The organism is Acetobacter estunensis (genome assembly GCF_019083805.1).
Classification (GTDB): Bacteria; Pseudomonadota; Alphaproteobacteria; order Acetobacterales; family Acetobacteraceae; genus Acetobacter; species Acetobacter estunensis_A.
This window is the reverse complement of record NZ_JAHRDV010000019.1, coordinates 1-22,557: the sequence shown is the minus strand read 5'-3', so window position 1 is coordinate 22,557 and position 22,557 is coordinate 1. Positions and strand designations below refer to the sequence as shown.

Sequence of the window (22,557 nt, the reverse complement as noted above, 5' to 3'; positions counted from 1 at the left end):
GCAGCAGCACGTTTTTATGGCCAGTCGACGGAGAACGATCATGCTGGCACCGCCACCACCTCTCACACGGCGTCATGTTCTTACCGGTCTCGCCGCAGCAGGTGCTCTCGGAACAATGCCGTCGAATGCGCAGCGTTCCGGACCTGGACGTGAAGCCATCCGTCCGTTCCGGGTCACAGTTCCGGACAAGGCGATTACTGATCTCAGAACCCGGCTGGCAGCAACACGCTGGCCGGAGCGCGAGACAGCAGCCGATCAGTCACAGGGTGTACAACTGTCTGTGCTCCGGAACCTCGTCCGTTACTGGATGACGGACTACGACTGGAAGAAGATCGAAGCACATCTGAATACGTTGCCTATGTTCGTGACTGAGATCGACGGCCTCGATATTCACTTCATCCATATGCGTTCTCCGCACGCGAATGCCATGCCAATGATCATGACGCACGGATGGCCGGGATCGGTCCTCGAATTCATGGAGGTTCTCGGTCCGCTCTCCGATCCGACAGCACATGGCGCGGAAGCCGGAGATGCTTTCCATCTCGTTGTTCCGTCAATTCCCGGTTTCGGCTTCTCGGGGAAACCGACAAAAACCGGCTGGGGCTCGGACCATATCGGGCGGGCATGGGCCACCCTGATGCAGCGACTGGGATATCATCGCTACGTGTCGCAGGGTGGTGATTGCGGTTCCGTGATTTCCCAGCGCATGGCGCTTCAGAACGTGCCCGGACTGATCGGCATTCATCTCACCATGCCCGGCACCGTCCCGAAAGAGATCGCCACCATTCTCACCGCCGGCGGACCGCCTCCGTCCGGTCTGACCGCACAGGAGAGAACGGCCTTCGAGGCCCTGGACAATTTCTACAGGAACAGTTCCGCTTATGCCGCCATGATGGTCACGCGGCCTCAGACCATCGGGTATTCGCTGGTAGATTCACCCATCGGCCTTGCCGCATGGATCTATGAAAAGTTCGCTCAGTGGACTTACAGCGGAGGCGATCCCGGGCGCGTTCTCAGCAAGGACAAAATGCTCGACGATATTTCACTTTACTGGTTCACCGCGTCCGGAGCCTCATCGGCGCAGATCTATTGGGAAGATCATTCCAACAATTTCAACGCCGTGAATATCCCGGACATGCCGGTAGCCGTCACTGTTTTCCCCGGTGAGATCTATTGCGCGCCAAAGACATGGGCACAGCGCTGTTATCGTAATCTCACCTATTTCCACGAAGCTGATAACGGCGGCCACTTCGCGGCATGGGAGCAGCCGCAGCTCTTCACTCAGGAAGTACGGATGGCTTTCCGTTCATTGCGATGATGTAAACCCTCACTCCCTACAGGAGAAAACGAAAATGACCGGACAGACGAAATTACTTTATACAGCCAGGGTCCGAACGACCGGCGGTCGGGAAGGAACGGCACGAAGCTCCGATGGCCGGCTGGATATCAGACTGTCCACGCCCGGCGACGAGCGCAGTGGCACCAACCCCGAGCAGCTTTTTGCCGCCGCGTGGTCCGCCTGTTTCGAAAGCGCAATGGCGTCGACAGCGCGTAAAATGAATATCACGCTGTCTGCGGCTCCCGTGATCGATGCTGAGGTGGACCTGAATGTTGCCGATGGCGCGTATTTTCTCGGGGCACGCCTCAATGTGCATGTTCCCGGCGTCGACCCCGACGTCGCGCGTAAGCTGGTGGACGCGGCGCATCAGACCTGCCCCTATTCAAAGGCCACGCAACATAACATCGCCGTTGCCGTCAGCCTTGTCTGACAAGGGTGGCTGCTCACGGATCCCGGTAAAGAGGTGCACCATGACCACACACAGTATTTCCGACGCGGTTGATCGTCCTCGCCGGCGTCTGCTTGGTGCTGCTGCCGTTGCTCTGGCAGCAGCTCAGTTTGGAAAAATTTCCGTCGCACATGCGCAAAACAGCGCGGCAGATTCTTCAGGAACCCGGTCTTCTTTCAGATCGGTGAAACAGATCGATGCCGGTCCGCTCAATATCGGCTTTGTCGAAGCTGGTCCCATGGATGGGCCACCTGTCATTCTTCTGCATGGCTGGCCCTATGACATTCATAGCTATATCGACGTTGCACCGATCCTGGAGAAGGCAGGTTATCGGGTTATCATACCTCACCTACGCGGCTACGGCACGACCCGGTTTCTGTCCGCTGCCACACTCCGGAATGGTCAGCAGGGCGCGCTCGCGGTTGATATCATCAATCTGATGGACGCGCTGCATATCCCGAAAGCCATCCTCGCCGGTTATGACTGGGGGGGACGAACGGCGGACGTCATTGCAGCAATCTGGCCCGAGCGCTGTAAAGCTCTCGTCTCTGTCAGCGGTTATCTGATCGGAAGCCAGAAGGTCAACAAAGCGCCCCTGCCACCACCGGCTGAACTTCAGTGGTGGTATCAGTTCTATTTCACGACCGAACGCGGACGCGCGGGCTATGCAAAATACACGGATGATTTTGCAAAACTCATCTGGAAACTGGCTTCACCACGCTGGTCATTCGACGATACAACCTTCGCGCGCAGCGCGGCGGCGTTCCATAATCCGGATCACGTCGCCATCGTCATCCATAATTATCGCTGGCGTCTCGGTCTTGCTGACGGTGAACATCATTACGATGAGCTGGAAGAAAAACTCTCCCGGCTGCCGCTGATCGGCGTGCCCACCATTACCCTGGAGGGAGACGCCAACGGTGCTCCGCATCCGGAAGCCCGTGTTTATGCAAAGAAATTTTCCGGCAGATACGAGCACCGGCTCATCACCGGCGGTATCGGCCATAATCTGCCACAGGAAGCACCGCAGGATTTTGCCAGGGCGGTTATCGATGTGGACCGGTTCTGATTCTCTGCGACGGAAGGAGCCTTTCGATGTCCCGTTTTCTTCTTATACCTGCTGTACTGGGCATGATATCAGTCGCAACGGCGACAGTTGCGTCCGGTGCTCCGGCAGAGCCTGACACGGACACTGTTTCCCCGATCTACGGGGTCAGTATCCCTGAGAACTATCGGCAGTGGCATCTGATCGCCCCGGCATCCGAAGCTGAACCTATCGATGAACTTCGTGTCGTGCTCGGAAACAAAACAGCAGTCGATGCTTATCATGCCGGAAAATTGCCATTCCCTGACGGCACGATCCTGGTCAAACTTGCCTGGAAACGCCGCCAGTCGCCTGAATTCGGACCCGCGACCATTCCTGGCGAGCCGACAACAGTCCAGGTCATGGTTAAGAATTCCACGAAATATGCGGCTTCCGGCGGATGGGGATTTGGAAAATTTATCGGCGGGAAGCCTGCCGATGAGGCTCAGCACAAGACCTGTTTTGCCTGCCATGAGGCCCGTGTCCAGGGACACGATTATGTTTTCACTCGTTATGCGCCCTGACCAGGAGAGGTCGTGAGGCAACGATGGCTCATCACCGGAAGTTCACGTGGCATGGGGCGTGTCATATCGCAGGCGGTGCTTGATGCCGGTCACCAGCTTGTCGCTACCGCACGTGATACGACACGGCTTGCTGATCTCGTAGAGCAATATGGTGAGGCTGTACGGATCATAACGCTCGATGTAACCGACCCGGTTGCGGCAGAAGCGGCGGTCCGCCTTGCTATGGAAAGCTTCGGCGGTCTCGACGTCCTCGTGAACAGTGCCGGTTATGGAAATGTCGGATCGGTGGAAGACACCGACCTGGGTGATTTCCGCGGGCAGATCGAGACAAACCTGTTCGGAACAATCATTATGACAAAGGCCGTGATACCGGTCATGCGCGAACAGCGGAGTGGTCGCATCATCCAGTTTTCTTCGGTCGGCGGCCGCATCGGTGCTCCCGGGCGTGCAGCCTATTCAGCTGCGAAGTGGGGCGTGGAAGGGTTTTCCGAAGCTCTAGCACTCGAAATGGCGCTGATCGGGGTCGGGGTCACGATACTTGAACCCGGTGGATTTCGGACTGACTTCGCGGGATCCTCAACGGTCATGAAAGAAGGGAACCCGATATATGACAAGGTGATCGGCGCGACCATAAGGTCCCAGCGGGCATACAACAGCCACCAGCCCGGGGATCCACAGCGGGCAGCTCAGGTCATTCTTGAAGTGTCGTCTATGGAGCAGCCACCATTACGTCTGCCACTTGGAACCGATGCCGTAATGGCTATCAGGAGAGCCGATCTCGGCAGGCTGGAAGAGGTCGAAAAATGGCGTGAGATCAGCATCACCACTGATTTTCCATCCGATGGAATGACAGTCAGGGAGTCAGCTCAGGTTGCTTCCGCTGATGCATTATCCAAAGCCCGGTAATCCTGATGCAGATTTCAGGAAGGAGCACATTATGTCCACGCAGTCTGAATTCACCGACTATGCAGGCTCAGGGCAGCGCAGACCGGAGCATGACTTACGCTCCCGTTACAGCTTTATCGTGTGCGGCTCCGGAGCTTCCGGATCAGTGATCGCCCGACGGCTTGCCGAAAACCCCGATGTAAGTGTGCTGCTGATTGAAGCCGGAGGAAGCGACAACGTGCCGGCAGTCATGCAGGCAAACCAGTGGCCACTGAATCTGGGAAGCGAGAGAGACTGGAACTTTCCCGGTGAGCCCGGCCCGCATGTCAATAATCGTGTCATTCCTTATTCCATGGGAAAAGTTCTTGGGGGCGGGACGAGCATCAACGTCATGGTCTGGGCGCGGGGCCACAAACGGGACTGGGATCTGTTTTCCGCTGCCGCGGATGATCCGGCATGGAGTTACGAAGCTGTTCTGAAGCTTTATCGTCGGATTGAGAACTGGCATGGCGCCCCCGATCCAGCCAGGCGTGGCGTGGGTGGTCCAATGTTTGTGGAACCGGCGCCCGATCCCTGTCCGCTTGCGCCGGCGACGATGGCGGCAGCCCGCTCAACAGGCATCCCGCTGTACGAAAGTCCTAATGGTCGCATGATGGAGAGCGACGGAGGCGCTTCCATTACCGATGTATGTGCAAAAGACGGCGTGCGGCAATCGGTGTTTCGATCCTATGTCTGTCCTTACATGGACAAACCCAATCTGACGGTGCTGACCGGGACTACGGTCACCCGCATCATTTTCGATGGAAAACGCGCGGCTGGTATTGAGGCTGTGCGAAAAGGAGAAAAACTCACATTCGCCGCTGATTTCGAAATCATTCTTTCTCTTGGCGCGGTCCAGACACCGAAAATCCTTATGCAGTCAGGTATAGGCGAGAAGGAGGAACTGGAACAGTCTGGAATTCCGGTTGTTGCACATCGCCCCGGAATGGGCAGGAACCTCCAGGATCACGTCGCTTTCGACTGCGTCTGGGAGTATCGGACTCCGTTGCCGCCCCGCAACACAATGTCGGAAGCCTTCATACTCTGGAAGAGCAGGGCGGAACTGACCTGTCCCGATCTCCTGATCTGTCAGGCTGAAGTCCCGAAATCCACCGTGGAAAACATAGAGAGATTCGGTCTTCCGGAAGCCGGTTGGACCCTTTTCGGAGGTGTCGCCCATCCGGTGAGCCGGGGGCGTGTCCGGCTGACCGGTCGGAATTCATCTGATCCCGTTCGTCTTGAAACAAACGTGCTCGCCGATCCCGCGGATATGAAGGCCGCGATCGCCTGCGTTGAACTGTGCCGCGAAGTTGGCAACTCGCGTCCGTTAGAGCCTTTTGTGAAGCGCGAAGTGATGCCAGGACCGATGAAGGGCCGCGCATTAGAGAATTTTGTCAGAAATGCGGCCACGAGCTTCTGGCACTTATGTGGCACCGCCAGAATGGGGCACGACGATATGGCTGTCGTCGATAACAGGCTCCGCGTTCATGGCGTAAAAAATCTCCGGATCGCGGACGCTTCCATTATGCCGGTCATCACGACGGGAAACACGATGGCGCCCTGCGTTGTAATCGGCGAATTTGCTGCCCGGGCGATAGAAATGGATTACGGGATGACCACATCTGCCCGTACGCAGGCGCAGCGTTAAATGCCCGCATGACACTTCTGGTTTCAGGTCGTTAAACAGAAACAGGTGCATCCATGACACAAACAGGTCATTCGAAGGTGCGCGGAGGGGTCGGTCTCCTAGCGGCGGCGATGCTTCTGGTCAGTGAGATCGCTACCGGCGAGTGCGCACTGGCCGCGACAGACCCGCGCGCTGTGGCAAGCGAAACTTCGCCTCCCACAGCACCAGCCTATCACAGCAGCCTGCCGGTCGAAGGCGTCATGCCCTCCTTTGACGGTGCTACCGGCTGGCTCAATTCACCCCCGATCGACGTAAAGAATCTGCGCGGGAAAGTCGTGCTCGTCGATTTCTGGGCCTATTCCTGCATCAACTGCATCCGGATGGAGCCCTATATCCGAAGCTGGGCAGCAAAATACCGGGATCGGGGGCTTGTCGTCATCGGAGTGCATACGCCCGAATTCAAATTCGAGACAGACATCGAAAATATCCGACGTGCAACGAAGAGATTTTCGATGACCCATCCTATCGCAATTGATAGCAACCGCGTCATCTGGCAGGCTTTCGGCAATCAGTACTGGCCCGCCCTATATTTCATCGACGCTGAAGGCCGGGTCCGTCATCATCAGTTCGGTGAAGGAGACTATGAGACATCAGAGCGGGTGATCCGGGAGCTTCTCGCGGAAACCGACGGCAGGACAGTCACTGACGACCAGCCCGTCACTACGCCGCGGGGTGAAGGCGCAGAGGCGGCTCCCGACATCGCTGATATCCGTTCTGAAGAGACCTATCTCGGCTATGAGAGGGCAACAGGCTTTGCGTCTCCCGAAGGCATCAGACGTAATGCGGCTGAACGCTACACTGCGGGAAATCCGGCAAGTAATCAGTGGAGTCTGGAGGGTGACTGGACGATCGGACCGGAGCGCGTGATTCTCAATACTCCTGAAGGGGGCATAACGTACCGCTTTCGGGCCCGGGATCTGCATCTCGTTCTTGGTCATGCTGACGGCTCAAAACCGGTTCGTTTCACAATTTCGATCGATGGTGCTCCACCTGGCGGTAGTCATGGCAGCGATACGGACCAGTCCGGAAAGGGCATCGTCACAGATACAAGACTGTATCAGCTTGTGCGGCAATCCGGTGGCATCAGAGAACATACGTTTAAGATACACTTCTTCGATGCTGGCGTGACAGCCTATTCGTTTACATTTGGCTAGGCTCAGGACCATAGCCAGAACATGACGGTTGCAGCGAGACAGATGGCTGAGAAGAAGACGGTCGGGCATCTATCGTAGCGGGTTGCAACCCGCCGCCAATCCTTGAGCCTTCCGAACATGATCTCGATGCGATTGCGGCGTTTATATTTTCTCTTGTCGTATTTGACCGGTTTTCCGCGAGATTTCCGTCCTGAAATGCAGGGTCTGATCCCTTTTGCCTCCAAGGCATCCCTGAACCAGTCAGCGTCATAACCCCGGTCTCCCAGCATCCATTGTGCAGCAGGAAGACTGTCCGCCAGGGCAGCGACATCCATATAATCGCTGATCGGTCCTGCTGTCATGAAGAAGTTCAGCGGTCGTCCGTTCTGATCGGTGACGGCATGCAGCTTCGTGTTCATCCCGCCTTTGGCGCGGCCGGTCAGGCGGCCTGGATCGCCTTTTTTCGCCGCAGGCTTGGAAGCCGTGCGGTGCGCCTTCACACAGGTCGCATCAATCATGATGGTCCGGGGCTCTGCCTTTCCGGCAGCCAGTCCGTCCATCATCCGGGTGAAGATCCCCATGGCGTCCCAGCGCTTCCAGCGGTTGTACAGTGTCTTATGTGGACCGTATTCCCAAGGCGCATCACGCCAGCGCAGGCCGTTCCGATTAACAAAGATGATGCCGCTCGCCGAGCCCCGCTGGTTGCGGACAGCTTTGAAGGTCGCCGCCTCCGAAGTCATTGGCCATGTTGTCCCGCGCGCCCGGCGCTCTCCCACGTAGGAGGTAAAGCCGGTCGCGAGATCCGCACCCCGCGGCATGGCGTTGATATGCTCGTCTGGCGTCAGGCCCTGTGCCGCGTCGATGGTCATGGCGTACCCGAAGCCAAGCATCACCTTGCCGGTCCTCGCATCCTGAAAGCGACGCCACTCCACGTCGGCCACAACGCCGTCCTTCGTGCGGATACGCAGCCCGGCATATCACCTCGTACAGCGCTAATGAACAGAGGCAGATGCTTTGATCTGATCGGCTAATCCGTAAAGCGAACGATCGAGAGCAAGTTCACCCTTAGAATGGCAGGTATACAGTGTTGTCCTTCCGAAACCTGCCCCACTGCAGTCGCCTCAGGTACAGATGTCTGCTTTATGGAGCGTAATATGCCACGCCCGTATGTCTCGGATGAAGGCGACTGCCGCCTGACTGCTTCTGTATCACTGAGCAGACAGGCAGAGCAGAGGGGGGCGGCGGTCCGCTTCTTGGAACGAATCCTTAAAAGGCCGACGTCCCCGTCAATTACGGAACAGTTCAGTTGCACGACGTTGGCTCTTTCAATTCTCTCTAAAGTGGAACAAATAAGGATCAAACGCGGGGTTTACCCCGTGTTGATCTGTGGGACATTCCCAGATAATCTAGCTTAATGCGTTACACTCAAAGCCAGATTCGCGAGCTGCTTTCCATTTCAGTGGATGCCCTGCGGACGTGGCGGGATGCCATCCCGGCTTTGGCTGCGCACAAGGGGCACGCTCCAAGCTTCACACCTGGGGACGTCGTCGCGATGGCGATCGTGGCCGAACTGGTCAGAGATTTCGGCGTCCGCGTTGGCACGGTTAGCGGCCGTTTCGACGAACTGTTCCGGGAGTGTCGCGGCAAATCTTGGCTCTCGCTTGAAACCTGCGTTGCCCTAATCGAAGCCGATAGCCTCCGTCTCGTTGACGCTGGCACGTCTACGCGTCCGTCACCCGACGCCTCCACCCTATGCGTTCCTTGTGGACCCATCGTGTCGCGCTTGCAGTCGGCGCTTACGGCTACCGAAGCGGATCTCGCTCAAGGCTATCTGCAGTTTTCCCCCACAGCGATCGGCCCGCAAACCGAACGACGTGGAAGACGAGCATGAACGCCACCCTGGCATCCGCATTGGCGCCGGAGTGGAAAGACCGCTTGGGGCTCACACATCGGCGCTCGCCTGAACTCTACGAGTCAGCCGAGGCCGTCAGCGACGTGCCGCACGCGCCGGCTATCCGAGCCGCCCTCACCGAAATGGGTGTATCGGCGATCTTCTGCGTCCAAGGCGTCCCAACCGTCGCGATCCTGGAAGCCGATCACTACGACCGCGCCGCTATTATCAAGCTTCACGGCGCGCTCTGGAATCAGGGTCTGGCCAGCCTGTTGCTGGTTATCGCCGACGATACGCTCAGAGCGTTTTCGCTCGCCCGTACACCGTTGAGCGATCCAGGCGACGCCTTCGAGACCCGCTGCCTCATCGATAGCCTCAGCCTGACGACCGAAGCGCTGCGGTTTCAAAACCTTATCTACGGCGCGGAATCCGGACGTCTCTGGAAGGACTACGGCGAGTATTTCCCCCCGAAAGAACGCATCGATCAGGTACTCCTCGACAATCTGAATGCGTCCCATGACCTCCTGAAAAAGGCCGCGCTCGCTTCTGATGCGGCCCAGGCCCTGCTCATACAGGCGATGTTTATCGCCTACCTTGAAGACCGGGAGATCGTAACGCCCACCTACTTTGCCGCCGTCTCCGAGAAGAGCGCGGAGAGTTTTTCGGCGCTGCTGGAAACCGGCGACGTCAATCTCTTCCGGTCCTTCTTCCGGACCCTCCATGCGGATTTCAACGGCGATCTGTTCGTCGCGCCGTGCTCCTTCGAGGCCACGGGCGAGGCACCCGAAGTGACGCCTGCCCATCTGACGATCCTGGCGCGGTTCCGGACAGGCCGTGAAGAAATGGCGCGTTCCGGACAGCAGCGGTTCTGGGGCTATGACTTCCGCTATATCCCGATCGAGCTCGTCAGCGCCGTTTACGATCGGTTTCTGGGTGAACGCGAGGCCGAACGCCGCGCCAAAGACGCCTACTACACGCCCATGTTCCTCGCCGACACGGTCGTTTCCCAAGCGTGGGAGATGTTGCCGGATGCGACAAGGACGACAGGAAACTTCCTCGACCCTGCCTGCGCTTCAGCCCCATGAAGGCTACTTCCCGAAACTCTGGGGCGCGCCTGACGAACCGCAACGCGCTCAATACGCTCGCACATTGTCGGCGAGCCTCGCGGACTGGTTCAAAGGCAAGAAGATCGATGCGCGCCTTGTCGCGCGCGGCGCTGATTTGGCGATCTTGCGTCTGCATCTGGGCGGCCATGAAGACTATGCCGAAGATGCGGCCGGCGAACTCGGCGAGGTACTCGAGCAGCTTGCAGCCCACATCCACAGGCCCCTCGACGGTAACTTCCAGCTCATGCCGGATCTGCGCGTTTTCGTCGGGGACTGCCTCTACCTCATCAAGCCTATGCAGATGCGCTTCTGGCTGCGCTCCACGGCACTCGCCGATGCCGATGGAATAGCGCTCGACCTCCAGCAAGCTGCCGCCGCGCCCCAGCCGCGGGGCGCAAATTGATGCTGATCGGTGATGTGCAGGGATGGGTCGACAACTTCGTTTCGTTTGACGATCGCTTCCTCGCGAGGATCGCGGCAGCGTGGCCAGAGTGCATGGCGGTTCTTCCCGAACAGCCTGGGGAAGATGACATCACCATCAACCTCGTCGATCGCCTCGCCAAGGACGTTGTGGTGCGTCGGTTATGCCATTGGGTCGAGTACCAATTCGAGCCGTTCGGCCTAGCGGCTGACGGGTCGAAATACAGCAAGAATATCATCGACATCGCCGTGCTTTTCGACTGGGAGCGAGACCGATACTTGGCCTATGAGTGCAAGCGCCTCAATGTCACCAACGGAGGAAACCGCAGTTCCTTGGCTACTGTGTATGTCACGCAGGGTATGATGCGTTTCCTCACCGAGCAGTATGCCGAACAGCTGCCAGTTGGGTGCATGCTTGGTTACGTGCTTGACGGCGACGTGCCTTTTGCTCGTTCGCGGATTGCCGACGCCATAAATAGTCATGCTCCTCTCGCACTCGTTGAGGGACCTGTCCCCCTTGCCGCGATCGATAAGATCGAGCGCTTCCGCACAAGGCACACCCGCCCAACCGGATCGCTAATTGAACTTCGCCACGCGCTGCTTTCGAAGCAGTCTAGACCGCTCCGAGGTTGACGAAAACAGTCCCTTGTACGCTGTGAACCACGTCCGCTTTAGGGAATCGAAGGGATGCACATCTGCGTCCGACATGAGGCGACCGCCGCCTGTCTGTTTTGGTTCGCTTGAGCAGACAGGCGAATTAGGGGGGAGAGCGGAATGTCGGTTATCGGGAAAAAATGACTGAATGCTGACATTCGCAGCTTTCGGCCGCTAGTGATAGAAGCCGCCGTTAGCTTATCGCTAAGCGGTCCAACAGCAGCACGCCTCATTTCGGTCATCCAACTATCGACCGTCTCCTCCAAACCGGACGCTCGGATAGACCTAACGCGCCATCCCATTCGAACCGGAGATACCGACCCGGGCGTGGCGGCTCTTGGGCGGCACATCAAAGTAGCCTATTACTCACGCAACCTGTAGAACCTCGGTTATGAAACCGCTCCCGCCCTTCCCGATCAAGAAAGAGGTCCTCGATCTCGTCGAACGCTTCGGCCAACACGAGGACACCTACAACAACAAACGATATAACGAAGCCCAGGTTAGACAAGAATTTATTGACCCAATGTTCGAATCCCTGGGCTGGGATATGGAAAATCTGCAAGGGTACGCAGAAGCGTATAAGGACGTCGTCCATGAAGACGCGATCAAAATCGGCGGTGTTCACAAAGCGCCGGACTACAGCTTTCGTGTCGGCGGCGTCCGCAAGTTCTTCCTCGAAGCGAAGAAACCCTACGTTTCTGTCAAGAACGATGCGGCCGCCGCATTTCAGCTTCGGAGATACGGATGGTCGGCTAAGTTGGGGCTCTCCATCCTCACCAACTTCAAGGAAATCGCGGTCTACGACTGTCGCGTTCGTCCCTCGGTAACCGACAAGGCCTCCACGGCCCGGGTAAAACTGATCAGCTACGATGAGCTTCCGGAACGATGGAACGAGATCGCATCCATCTTCTCCAAGGAAGCTGTCTACAAGGGCTCCTTCGATGCCTTCGATACCGGCAAAATCGGCCGCAAGAAGGGTACCACGGAGGTCGATGCTGCGTTCCTTGACGAAATTGAACGGTGGCGCGATGAGCTCGCCCGAAATCTCGCGCTGCGTAACCCAGTGCTGAACGCGCGCGACCTCAACTTTGCGGTTCAGGTTACGATCGACCGGATCGTGTTCCTCCGAATTTGTGAAGATCGCGGTATCGAGCGCTACGGTCGACTACAAACGGCCGCGACCGGCAAGGGCGTCTACGAGCGGCTCCTCACAATTTTCCGTGAAGCCGACGAGCGATACAATTCTGGACTGTTTCACTTCAGGCGCGAAAAGGACGAAAGCGAACACCCTGACACGCTCACTCCCCATCTCTCGATCGACGACAAAGTTCTGAAGGCCCTTGTCAAAGATCTCTACTATCCGGAATGTCCATACGAGTTCTCGGTTATTTCGGCCGAGATTTTGGGCCAAGTGTACGAGCAGTTTCTGGGTCGTGTTATTCGCATTGGCCGGAACCGCAGAGCCATAGTGGAGGAGAAGCCTGAGGTCAAAAAAGCGGGGGGCGTTTATTATACGCCATCATACATCGTTGACTACATCGTCGAGCAAACGGTGGGAGAGCTGCTGCGGGGCAAGTCCCCAACCGATGCCATCAAGCTTCGAATTCTCGACCCAGCGTGTGGATCCGGATCGTTCCTCCTAGGTGCCTATCAGTTCCTGCTGGACTGGTACCTCAGGTGGTACATCGCCAATGGGCCAGAAAAACAGAAAAAGGCTCTCTATCGATCCGCCACAGGCGTATGGAAGCTGACGATCGACGAACGTAAGCGCATTCTCTTGGCGAACATCTACGGCGTCGACATCGACAAGCAAGCTGTAGAAGTGACTAGGTCACGTTGACAAAAGACCTGATCCAGAGCCTTGCGGCGGCGATATTGAGGAAACTCATGAAGGACAAGGCGGTCTTGTCGTAACGGGTTGCGATGCGGCGCATCTGCTTGAGCCTGTTGAACATTCGTTCGATACGGTTACGATCCCTGTAGCGCCGCCAGTCAGTGTTTTGTGGAGTGCTGCGGCCTTTGCGTGATGGAATGACCGGCAGGATCCCATGGATCAGAAGGTCCTGGCGGAAACTGTCGCTGTCATAACCCCGATCAGCCAGCATGGCCCTGGGGTTTGGAGCCGGAAGTTCCAGCAGGGCATTTACGGCTTTATAGTCCGAGACCTGCCCGCCGGTGAGGACAAAGCCAAGAGGACGTCCCTGATTGTCGCATCGGGCGTGGATTTTGCTCGTAAAGCCGCCGCGTGACCGACCAAAAGCTTCCGCATGAGCCCCCCTTTTGCGCCAGTGGCCTGTGAATGGGCGCGAACCACGGTGCTGTCGAGCATATGCTGCCAGTCATCAGTCAGGCCAAGGTCTACAAGGGTTTGCAGCAGGGCATCCCACACACCCTGTTCGGCCCAACGGCGAAACCGGACATAAACCGAGTTCCATTTGCCGTAGCGTTCATGCATGTCACGCCAGGGGCATCCAGTGCGTAGGATGTGCAGCATACCATTGAGAAAACGGCGGTTATCTCCAGACGGGCGCGCCCAACGTCCACGCTCAGAAGGCAGAAGCGGACCAATTATCGCCCATTCCTGATCCGTCAGATCGCCTCGTGCCATGCCTGTTCTCTCTGCTCCTTACCCCACAGGCAGGAAGTGAATCAGATCTCAGGCAGATCGTATAGATCTTTTGTCAACGTGACCTAAGTTGTCGCTCCTTCTTAAGGTGCTAGAGGACGAAACCGGAGATACGTTGCGGCGTCAGTACGAATTGTTTAAAGAGCGCGCTCTTCCTGATCTCGGAGCGAACATCAAATGCGGCAACTCACTAATTGGACCGGACTTTCGCAAAAATGTGCAACTCGATCTTCTGACCGATGAACAACTGATCGACGTCAATGTGTTCGATTGGAATCGAAGCTTCTCGAAGGTCTTCGCCGACGGTGGCTTTTCGGCGGTGATCGGCAATCCGCCGTACGTGAATGCTTGGACGCTATTCGAAACGGCTCCGTACATCCGTGATTACATTAACAACTCCGGAATATTTCTGTCGGCTGATCGCCATTGGGATCTTTATGTCCTGTTCATGGAAAAGGCTCTGGAGGTCTGCCGGCCGAACGGCCTTATTGGGATGATCATTCCGTACTCCTATGCACTTCAAAAATATGCCGAAATTTCGCGCAAACAAATTCTTGCCGGCACCGAGATTCACAGGGTAGCTGACCTTCGAACAGTTAAGGTATTCGGTAAAGTCCCCGTTATTACGATTATTCCGATTTTGCGGAAGAAAAAGCCGCGTGCAAACAACATTATCGAAATTGATGGTCCATCGCCAAAAGCCACCACTTATCACCCTGGGACGATTCAGCCCGCTCACAGGGTCGCACAAGCTCGCCTGAAGAAGCTTCCGGAACACATGTTGCGGATCGATTTTACGGAAGACGTCGCCGCGCTCGTCGCGAAGATCGAAAATGATAGTATTAAGCTAGGCGACATCACCCATGTAAACTACGGCGCTCAGATGTCGAGTAAGAAAAAAGGTGTGTTCGGGAAGGAATACGTCCTGCGCGACTCAAAGGTGACGGCGACTTGCAGGAAAACCATCTCGGGACGGGATCTTTACCGCTACCGTGCGAACTGGCACGGGCGATATGTCGAATGGGCATTGGCACCGGAAATGTATGGATCTCGAACGCCGTGGTTCTTCGAGAACCCAAAGCTGATGATTCGCGACATCACCGGTAATCACCGGATCGAAGCCGCCCGGGATCAGACCGGGCTTTACTGCGACCACACGATCCTTTGCGCCCAACGACTTGCGGATCTGCCCGCTACCCAGCTGGCAAAGGCAGGCACCGCAAGAGTGCGGCTTTCCGAGTTGTATTCACTGGATTTCCTGCAGGCCATTGTCGCAAGCCGCCTGATCTCGGCCTATTATTATTGGGTCCTCACCGGTGAGGGTGTCCGCACCGGCGGTGGTTTTCATACCTATCCGACGACCGTTCGTGCCTTACCGATTCCTAAAGGGACCACAATGAAGGACAATGCCAATTCGAAATTGATAACTGAAATTTCAAGCCTTGGGGCACGTATTTCAGAGAACAATGCAAAGCTCCAGGATGAAAAGTCACCGTCTAGACGGGAACAACTTGCGGAACGCATTCAGGCCGACGACGAGCGGATTGATGGTCTCGTTTATCGCCTCTACGGGCTCGACAAGAAACAAATCGCGCTTGTTGAAGCTGCAACGACGCAGTGAGTCTGCCCCTGTTACATTACTCACCGTAACCTGCCCGCAACCAAATGTTCCAAAAGTCGGCGAGGATCGCGAGCGCACGCGAGGGAATGTCTGCACCTTTGCCGCGCCAGGCCGAAAGCTGTAAATTCCGTTTGGGCCCGCCTTGCTCATATGCGGCCCGAAGTTCGGCCGAACCAGCGTTGTCCGCTTCGATCTGGAGCAGTCGCTCGTGCCGATCCTCGCGAACGGCAACTATGTCCCAAACTCAGTCTATCACGCTTAGTTTAGCAATGTCCGCTTTCGGGCAATTTCCATAAACGCTCGAATGTCTGACTTGTAGGCGCCTTCCGCCTGTCTGCTTCAAATTCATTTAGCAGATCGGCGCTTAAACGGAGGAAGCGGAATGTCGGTTATTGGGAGGAGATGACCGAAAGAAGCCCTACGCAGCGTCAACGCTCATGGCGATGATCGACCGAACTTACTCCATTCATTGTAGAAGCCGCGGTTGTAGAAACAGCCACTTTCCGCGTAAACTGACTCCCAATTTTGGCTTGGGAATGGCGCATAAGTCCCAAATTTCTCTATAGGGCAACGGAAAAACCGACGCGTGGCTTCCTCGACGATCATCAATATCCCGACCGACGACAAGGTTTTTGAAAGCAACTGTATTCAGCTTTTCGCGGGGCTTCTCAATGATCCAAACGTCAAGTTTGTGGGTACGCGAGGCAAGAAGCAGTTTGGCCTCGATCTGATTGGCAAGCGCGACCGCGATCCAGGCCAGCCGGTCGGCATCCAGTGCAAACTCGTCACCCGTGGCGCGAAGCTCACCGAAACGACGATCCGCAAGGAGGTCGACCAAGCGATGAGTATCGAACCGGCACTAACGGAATTCTATATCGTCACCACCGCGACCGACGAGGCCGCTTACGATTTTCTTGCAACCAAGTTGGCCCAAGAACAGGTGAAGCTTGGCCGCACAGTCGACATTCAGGTCTGGGGCTGGGACACCCTTCAGGAAAAGATCAGAAACGACCCGAAGGCGCTTGCGGCCTTCGATCCTGATTACAGCGCATCGACCAATCGCCTGCTTGAGCTCGGAAGCGAGACGCTGTCGGGGCAGGCGGAGATCCGCGCTCAGAATGACCAGACACTACAATATCTGGCGGAGATCCGCACGACGATTGCGATCGGGCCAATAGATACGGCCCGCAGTGCATTCGATCAGCATCTCGATGCACAGATCGACCAATATCGCGACATGCTGAACGCGGGAAGGCCGCGGACCGCGTTAGAATTGCTCCAAGCGCTCGATAGTACGCTCAATGAGAAGGACGCAGTATCAATCCGCGCGCGGGTCAAGGTCAATATCGCCATCGCCCGGATGAAGCTCGGCGACGAAATCGATGCCGCCCCTCTTCTCGATGAAGCCTATGCTCTCAATCCGACAGATCCACGCACGCGAGCGAACAGGATCCTCTCACTCACCATCCAGGGAGATTTGGCGGGTGCATGGACGTTCGCAGCGGATACACTCGCCGAGGATGCTAGTAATGTTGGCGCTGCCGGGCTCGCATTCCAGGTGGCAGCGATGGACAGTGTCGAGCGAGACCCCATGGCAATCGTCTCGCCGGATCTTCTGGACGACCATAACGTTCGCATCCACCGCATCAACTACCTTCGTCAGAAAGGCGCCCCGGGAAGCTGGTGGGTCCTGGCTGCCGAAACGCTCGAACGCTTCCCTCAGGATGGCAATTCTATCCGGATGGCCGGTGATGCTCTGGTCGACGAAGCTTTTTCCGGCGACGTCGTCGAACACCTCGGCCGTGTTCCGGACGATCGACGGATCAAGCTTCGCGAGGGTGCGGAATTCCTGCAGCGTCATTGGGAGGAGGTTCGTCACTTTGAGCATGCGAGTGAACCTGATTGGTGCATGGTTGGGTATAATCTCGTAACCGCCTACCGGGCTCTGGGGGATCTCGATCAGGCGAAACGCATTGCGGACCAGGTTCTGGCGACTGGGACCAAGGATCCAGATGCTGCGCTGGTCGCGGCATGGGTGGCTATCGATCTCGAAGAATTTGCCGAGGCGAAACGCCTCCTCCGCAGTGCTCTCCTCCCCGACAATGCGGTCCTTCCACTGCTTGTAGCGCTTTCTAACCTCCACGAATGGGCGGAAGTCGTCAAGGAGGCGACCAACGAGCGTCGCGAAAGACTGCCGATTCCTGCGCGCCAGCTTTTCGACGTGTTGGTATTTCGCGCGCGGCATGCTGGTAAGATGGGCGCAAACCTTGACGAAGATGTCGAGCAACTCCTCGAACGCTGGCCGCTGGGTGTCGGGGCCCATATCGCTGTGGCGGATATTTATCGGATAGCGAGACCTGAAGCGCTTGGAGCGATGGCAGAGAAGACGCGATCGCTTATCACGCCGGCGACAAGCTATTCAGACAGGGTGATGTTCGCCCAGCTCTCGCTGTTGCGTGAGGCATGGGAAGACATCATTGGCGTACTCGATGGGTTTGTTGGTGTAGACCGGCCGTCAGAGCCGCTGGCTTGGCTTGCCCACGCCTTCGCAAACGCGCCGACGCAGGCGAGGACATCGCCTTTCTATCAATCGCTTGCCCCAGAGGTGATCGCTCTTCCGCTCTATGCGCGGCTGGCTGGCGCGGCTGAGTACAATCGAGGCGATCTAGGAGCTGCAGAGCGCTACCTTCGCTCGGCGATTTCTGCAGTGCCGAGTGATCTGCGCGCCATTCTCCTGCTATCACGCACGCTGGTACGCGCTAATAAGGAAGACGAAGCCCGAGATTTAGTCGCTGGCATCAACGACGACGCGGCAGACGGGTCTCCCAACGACCTCATGCGGCTCGCTTACTGGCATCGCCGCGCAGGTGAAACCATGCGGGCGCTACGACTTGCCTATAGAGTGGCCGCGACCAATCGGCACGATGAAAACGTCGTATCCTCCTATCCTTCAATCATCTTCATGAACGAGGCTCTGCCTTCTCCAATTGGTCGGGCAGGCCCAGCACAGACTGACTTCTGGTTCGACCTTGAAGGGTTGGACGGCGCCAGGGATGTCACTGGCATCATCGGCGATAAAGAGATTGTTGGGATTGATCGGTTTGCGTTGGACCATCCCTTGGCAGCTGCTCTGGTGGGGAAATCTGTCAACGAAGTAATCGAAATCCCTGCGAAAATCGGTGTTTCGAAGCGTTACAGGATAAAAGAGCTCAAGCACAAATATATTTGGCTGCTCCACGATATCATGGCGAAACACGCGGCCCAGTTCCCAGCGGCGCGATCGATGTTCGTCATGAGTATGAAGGACGATGACGTACAGCCGATCCTCGATGTGGTTCGCACCCTTCAGGACAAGGATGACATAGTCGCTGCGATCTACACGTCCCATCCTATCCCTCTTGCGGCGATTGCGGCGTCCTCTAACCGGTCGGTCCTTCAACTGGCCGAACATCTGACGCGAACCGGAACAAATCTCCGCACCTGTATCGGTGCAGCTGACGAGTGCAAAGAAGCCACGATGTTCGTGCGCCAGGCGCGCGGCAAGGGTGTTGCGCTCGACACACTGACCGTCTGGCAATTGCGCGAGCTGGGGCATCTCCAGGCTGCAAAGGACTATTTCGGAAGGCTGTGCATCGCCCGCTCAACCATGGACGAAATGATAGAGCTGAGGGCGAAGATTGAGAGCAACCGTGGCCGCGAATTCATGACCATGAGTTTCGACGGCGAACAGGCATGTCGGCAGGTCCATAGTCCCGAGGAGACGGAGAAGCGACTGGAATGGATGAATGCGATCATCAAGGACCTCGAGGACCTTTGTGAGATCCTGCCGGTCGACGGATCGCTCGACGTTCGGCTGGATAAGCTTCTCGACAATTTTGGATCGAAGGAAATATTCGATCCTATCAACCTCGCACGAACCGCGGATGTCATCATCCTCTCGGAAGATCTGAATCTCCGCCAATATGCAGCAAGTCAGGGCGTCAAGGGCGGGGCTTGGCTCCAAGTGGTCCTGAACGTCTTTGCAAGGGATGGCCAGATCACACGCGACCAGTATCTGGTCGGCGTTGGCATGCTTGGGGCAATGCGCCACGGCCATCTCAGCCTAGACGCCCAAACGTTACTCCAGATGCTCGCATTAGAAGATCCACGAGCGTTCGCATTGTTCAATGCGGCTATCCAGTTCATCGGTGGACTCAATGCTCACATGCCCTCGCACATCGCCGTCTCGGTCGAAACCATGAGGGGGGTATGGAGGCTGAATCTGCCGTCATGGCAGCAAAGTCGTGCCATCAGCAGGTTGCTGGCACAACTGGTGCGGTCGCGACCCGACGACTGGAAAGCAGTCCTTCACATCATTGATGCCGAACTCGCGAAGTATGCCCGTGCCGGCGATCATCTTGCCCAATGGGCGCGGGATTATCTGGCAGACTGGATGAAAGGCCATTTTTACGACTTGGACGAAATCCGGTCAAAGGAGCGTGTCATCGCATCTGTCAAACCGCAGCGCCGGACAAAGAGAACAAAAGTATCCCGTCCCAAGAAAGTTGGCCGACGTTAGTACGAATGCCTCGCACTCATCAGAAACGGCAGGTATTGCCTATTCATGATCCGAGAGCCGCTTATCTCGAATATACCAAACACGCTTCATAGAGCTTCACATAACAACGTCGGCTTTCGGCGGACCGTCACGCCCGTTTGGGTGTCGGCTATGAGGCGAAAGCAACCGTCACTGCAAAACGCGTTACCTTCTCAGTTCTGCCACCCTGGCACCAAGGACCACGCATCCTTCAGAGCTGCCGCTACGCCCCCGAGATCCTTGCCCGTCGTTTCGTACCGGTAGCGCCTGTCGCCTGACAGAGCATAATACCGCTCTCTCAGAGCGACGACATCGCCGGCAAACTGCCGGGCATAACCTCGAAGCACTGCCATGGCGGCAGTGTCCTGCTCGCGATACTGCATTATGTGATCACGCCAGGCCTTGATCGTCTCGATTGAATCTGTATCCGGCTTGATCCGGATCAGTTCAGCCAGAGCATTGTGGACATCATCATCCGAAATTGTCGTCATGGCGTGCTTCTCTTTCAGGCTGGCGGAAAAGCAGGAATGCCGGTTCGTGTGGTTGCGTCCCATGACCACCAGCCTCCTGCCATTTCAGAGGGTGCACCCAGCGCAAGACCGCCAAAGGGCAGCACCTTGCGGCGTCGGTCGCCGTGCCCTTCGAGACGGCTGATTGCAGCCCGAAGCGTCTCCAGGCCAGGTTTTTTATGGGTTTCAGCAGTCATTTCACGGCTCGATGTCCCTTGTGCAGGCGCATTTCATGATTATATGTTCTTTATTTGTTCTGATTCGGCGATGGAAGTCAATGCAAATTCGCACCGCGTCAGGCATGATGCAGGGCGCATAACCACCCGGAATTATTGGTGAAGGTACCTTAAGGAATTGAATTCAGAGACTTCTCCCGCCCCAAACAGCGACGATTATCTGTCCCGTCTGAATGACGCCCAGCGGCAGGCCGTCACGCACGGGACCGGAGTCTCGCCGGGCAGGGCGGATCCATCCCCGCTGCTGGTCATCGCTGGCGCCGGTTCGGGCAAGACGAACACACTGGCGCACCGGGTCGCGCATCTGATCGCCTCGGGCGCCGATCCGCGCCGGATCCTGCTGCTGACCTTTTCCCGGCGGGCCAGTGTCGAGATGACCCGACGGGTGGAGCGCATCTGCAAGACGGTGCTGGGAGACAAAACCGGGCCTCTGGCCGACGCGTTGGCCTGGTCCGGGACGTTTCATTCCATCGGCGCCCGGCTGCTGCGGGAATATGCCCAGCAGATTGGCATGGACCCGGCCTTCTCGATCCATGACCGCGAGGATTCCGCCGATCTGATGAATCTGATCCGGCACGATCTGGGGTTTTCGAAAACCGAGAAGCGGTTTCCCGGCAAGGACACGTGTCTGGCCATCTATTCCCGCGTGGTGAACTCCGGTGCGCCGCTCGCCGATGTGCTGCTGAAGCACTATCCGTGGTGCGCGGGCTGGGAAGCGCAGCTCAAACAGCTCTTCGCCGCCTATGTCACCGCCAAGCAGGCGCAGGGTGTGCTGGATTACGACGACCTGCTGCTGTGCTGGGCACAGATGGTTAGCGATCCGGTGCTGGCCGTCGATATCGGCGGCAAGTGGGATCATGTGCTGGTCGACGAGTATCAGGACACGAACCGGCTGCAGGCGGAGATCCTGCTGGGCATGAAGCCGGACGGGCGAGGCCTGACGGTGGTGGGAGATGACGCACAGTCGATCTATGCCTTCCGGGCCGCGACCGTGCGCAACATCCTCGATTTTCCGGGTCAGTTCAAACCTGAAGCCCACATCGTGACGCTGGATCGGAACTATCGTTCGACAAAGCCCATTCTGGAGGTGGCCAACGCCGTCATCGGCGAAGCGGCCGAGCGGTTCACCAAGGATCTGTGAACCGAGCGACAGTCCGACGAACTCCCCAGGCTCGTGACAATCTGGGACGATACGGCTCAGGCGAATTACATCGCCGACCGGGTGCTGGAAGAGCGGGAGGCGGGAACACCGATGAAGCAGCAGGCCGTGCTGTTCCGGGCCTCGCACCATAGCGGCACGCTGGAGGTGGAACTGACCCGGCGCAACATCCCGTTTGTGAAGTTCGGCGGCCTGAAGTTTCTCGACAGTGCGCATGTGAAGGATGTGAAAGCGCCGCAGCGCAGCGGTGAGGCCTGGACGGGTTTTGTGAACCTGCTGACAGCCCCTGGCAGCCAACAGGTCGGCTGGCCGGGCGAGATCGCGGCAGTGCGTTACTGGTATGAGCCGCATCTGGAGCGACTGCATGAGGACGCTTCCACCCGTCTGGCCGATCTGGTGCAACTGGAACAGATCGCTGGCGGCTATCCGTCACGCGAGAAATTTCTCACCGAACTGACGCTGGACCCGCCGGATGCGACATCCGATCAGGCCGGCGTGCCGCTATGGTGCGAGGCCCGGAACAGCACGGCCTGCTGCTTCATCGGTGTTCCCGCCTCCCGCTCTTCCAGCACCCGGTCGGCGATGTAATTCGCCTGAGCCGTATCGTCCCAGATTGTCAC

The 22,557-nt window shown here is 57.2% G+C and carries 18 protein-coding genes and 2 pseudogenes; 16 read left to right on the top strand and 4 right to left on the bottom strand.

Going from position 1 to position 22,557, the window contains the following annotated elements; genetic code table 11:
* The first annotated feature begins 40 nt into the window (after window positions 1-40).
* From KUA11_RS15535 to KUA11_RS15505, 7 genes are read left to right on the top strand one after another with little or no spacing between them, the layout of a single operon-like run.
* Window positions 41-1,318: an epoxide hydrolase family protein gene (locus KUA11_RS15535; RefSeq protein ID WP_217411790.1), complete on the top strand. Its 1,278-nt coding sequence runs from the start codon at window positions 41-43 to the stop codon at window positions 1,316-1,318.
* A gap of 34 nt (window positions 1,319-1,352) precedes the next feature.
* A complete protein-coding gene (locus tag KUA11_RS15530) occupies window positions 1,353-1,769 on the top strand; it encodes an organic hydroperoxide resistance protein (RefSeq protein WP_217411788.1) in 417 nt (138 codons plus the stop codon).
* Between the two features lie 40 nt (window positions 1,770-1,809).
* Window positions 1,810-2,856 carry an alpha/beta fold hydrolase gene (locus KUA11_RS15525; protein WP_217411786.1) on the top strand — a complete coding sequence of 349 codons (1,047 nt, stop codon included), beginning with the start codon at window positions 1,810-1,812 and terminating at the stop codon, window positions 2,854-2,856.
* A gap of 26 nt (window positions 2,857-2,882) precedes the next feature.
* On the top strand, window positions 2,883-3,395 hold the full coding sequence (locus KUA11_RS15520) for a cytochrome P460 family protein (RefSeq protein WP_217411784.1): 513 nt from the start codon (window positions 2,883-2,885) through the stop codon (window positions 3,393-3,395).
* A 12-nt stretch (window positions 3,396-3,407) separates the two neighbouring features.
* On the top strand, window positions 3,408-4,301 hold the full coding sequence (locus KUA11_RS15515; protein ID WP_217411782.1) for an SDR family NAD(P)-dependent oxidoreductase: 894 nt from the start codon (window positions 3,408-3,410) through the stop codon (window positions 4,299-4,301).
* 31 nt (window positions 4,302-4,332) lie between these two features.
* The gene (locus KUA11_RS15510; protein ID WP_217411780.1) at window positions 4,333-5,967 is read left to right on the top strand and encodes a GMC family oxidoreductase; all 1,635 of its coding nucleotides are present in this window, start codon (window positions 4,333-4,335) and stop codon (window positions 5,965-5,967) included.
* A 53-nt stretch (window positions 5,968-6,020) separates the two neighbouring features.
* Window positions 6,021-7,160 carry a thioredoxin family protein gene (locus tag KUA11_RS15505; protein ID WP_217411778.1) on the top strand — a complete coding sequence of 380 codons (1,140 nt, stop codon included), beginning with the start codon at window positions 6,021-6,023 and terminating at the stop codon, window positions 7,158-7,160.
* Window positions 7,161-7,162: 2 nt separating this feature from the next.
* Here the strand turns inward: KUA11_RS15505 and KUA11_RS15500 are convergent.
* Window positions 7,163-7,843, bottom strand: a pseudogene (locus KUA11_RS15500) (IS5 family transposase); the annotation flags it as partial.
* 710 nt (window positions 7,844-8,553) lie between these two features.
* On the opposite strand from KUA11_RS15500, the gene KUA11_RS15490 reads away from it, so the two are divergent.
* From KUA11_RS15490 to KUA11_RS15470, 5 genes are all read left to right on the top strand, one after another.
* Window positions 8,554-9,030 carry a hypothetical protein gene (locus KUA11_RS15490; RefSeq protein WP_217411776.1) on the top strand — a complete coding sequence of 159 codons (477 nt, stop codon included), beginning with the start codon at window positions 8,554-8,556 and terminating at the stop codon, window positions 9,028-9,030.
* Window positions 9,027-10,115, top strand: coding sequence for a hypothetical protein (locus KUA11_RS15485; RefSeq protein WP_217411774.1), 1,089 nt, complete (start codon window positions 9,027-9,029; stop codon window positions 10,113-10,115). Before KUA11_RS15490 ends, KUA11_RS15485 begins: the two co-directional genes overlap by 4 nt.
* Entirely contained in the window at window positions 10,060-10,539 is a 480-nt protein-coding gene (locus KUA11_RS15480) for a hypothetical protein (RefSeq protein ID WP_217411772.1), read from the top strand. The genes KUA11_RS15485 and KUA11_RS15480 overlap by 56 nt, the downstream gene beginning before the upstream one ends.
* Window positions 10,539-11,189, top strand: a complete 651-nt coding sequence (locus KUA11_RS15475; protein ID WP_217411771.1) for a hypothetical protein — start codon at window positions 10,539-10,541, stop codon at window positions 11,187-11,189. The genes KUA11_RS15480 and KUA11_RS15475 overlap by 1 nt, the downstream gene beginning before the upstream one ends.
* Before the next feature lie 412 nt (window positions 11,190-11,601).
* On the top strand, window positions 11,602-13,050 hold the full coding sequence (locus KUA11_RS15470; protein WP_217411769.1) for a type I restriction enzyme HsdR N-terminal domain-containing protein: 1,449 nt from the start codon (window positions 11,602-11,604) through the stop codon (window positions 13,048-13,050).
* Here KUA11_RS15470 and KUA11_RS17590 read toward each other — a convergent pair.
* Window positions 13,037-13,818: pseudogene (locus KUA11_RS17590) on the bottom strand (IS5 family transposase). The gene KUA11_RS15470 and the pseudogene KUA11_RS17590 sit on opposite strands and share 14 nt — an antisense overlap.
* Window positions 13,819-13,906: 88 nt before the next feature.
* Between KUA11_RS17590 and KUA11_RS15455 the strand changes: the two are divergent.
* Complete coding sequence (locus KUA11_RS15455; protein ID WP_408744227.1) at window positions 13,907-15,457, top strand: Eco57I restriction-modification methylase domain-containing protein; 1,551 nt, start codon at window positions 13,907-13,909, stop codon at window positions 15,455-15,457.
* A 586-nt stretch (window positions 15,458-16,043) separates the two neighbouring features.
* Entirely contained in the window at window positions 16,044-20,015 is a 3,972-nt protein-coding gene (locus tag KUA11_RS17895) for a PIN domain-containing protein (protein WP_217411764.1), read from the top strand.
* Between the two features lie 191 nt (window positions 20,016-20,206).
* On the opposite strand, the gene KUA11_RS15445 is transcribed toward KUA11_RS17895, so the two are convergent.
* Window positions 20,207-20,524: a hypothetical protein gene (locus tag KUA11_RS15445; protein WP_217411763.1), complete on the bottom strand. Its 318-nt coding sequence runs from the start codon at window positions 20,522-20,524 to the stop codon at window positions 20,207-20,209.
* A 14-nt stretch (window positions 20,525-20,538) separates the two neighbouring features.
* Window positions 20,539-20,739 carry a hypothetical protein gene (locus tag KUA11_RS15440; protein ID WP_254454977.1) on the bottom strand — a complete coding sequence of 67 codons (201 nt, stop codon included), beginning with the start codon at window positions 20,737-20,739 and terminating at the stop codon, window positions 20,539-20,541.
* Between the two features lie 157 nt (window positions 20,740-20,896).
* Here KUA11_RS15440 and KUA11_RS15435 point away from each other — a divergent pair, with 157 nt between their 5' ends.
* Both KUA11_RS15435 and KUA11_RS17580 read left to right on the top strand, forming a co-directional pair.
* Entirely contained in the window at window positions 20,897-21,919 is a 1,023-nt protein-coding gene (locus KUA11_RS15435; protein ID WP_254454976.1) for an ATP-dependent helicase, read from the top strand.
* A 33-nt stretch (window positions 21,920-21,952) separates the two neighbouring features.
* On the top strand, window positions 21,953-22,525 hold the full coding sequence (locus KUA11_RS17580) for a 3'-5' exonuclease (RefSeq protein ID WP_368041043.1): 573 nt from the start codon (window positions 21,953-21,955) through the stop codon (window positions 22,523-22,525).
* The last annotated feature ends 32 nt before the right edge of the window (window positions 22,526-22,557 follow it).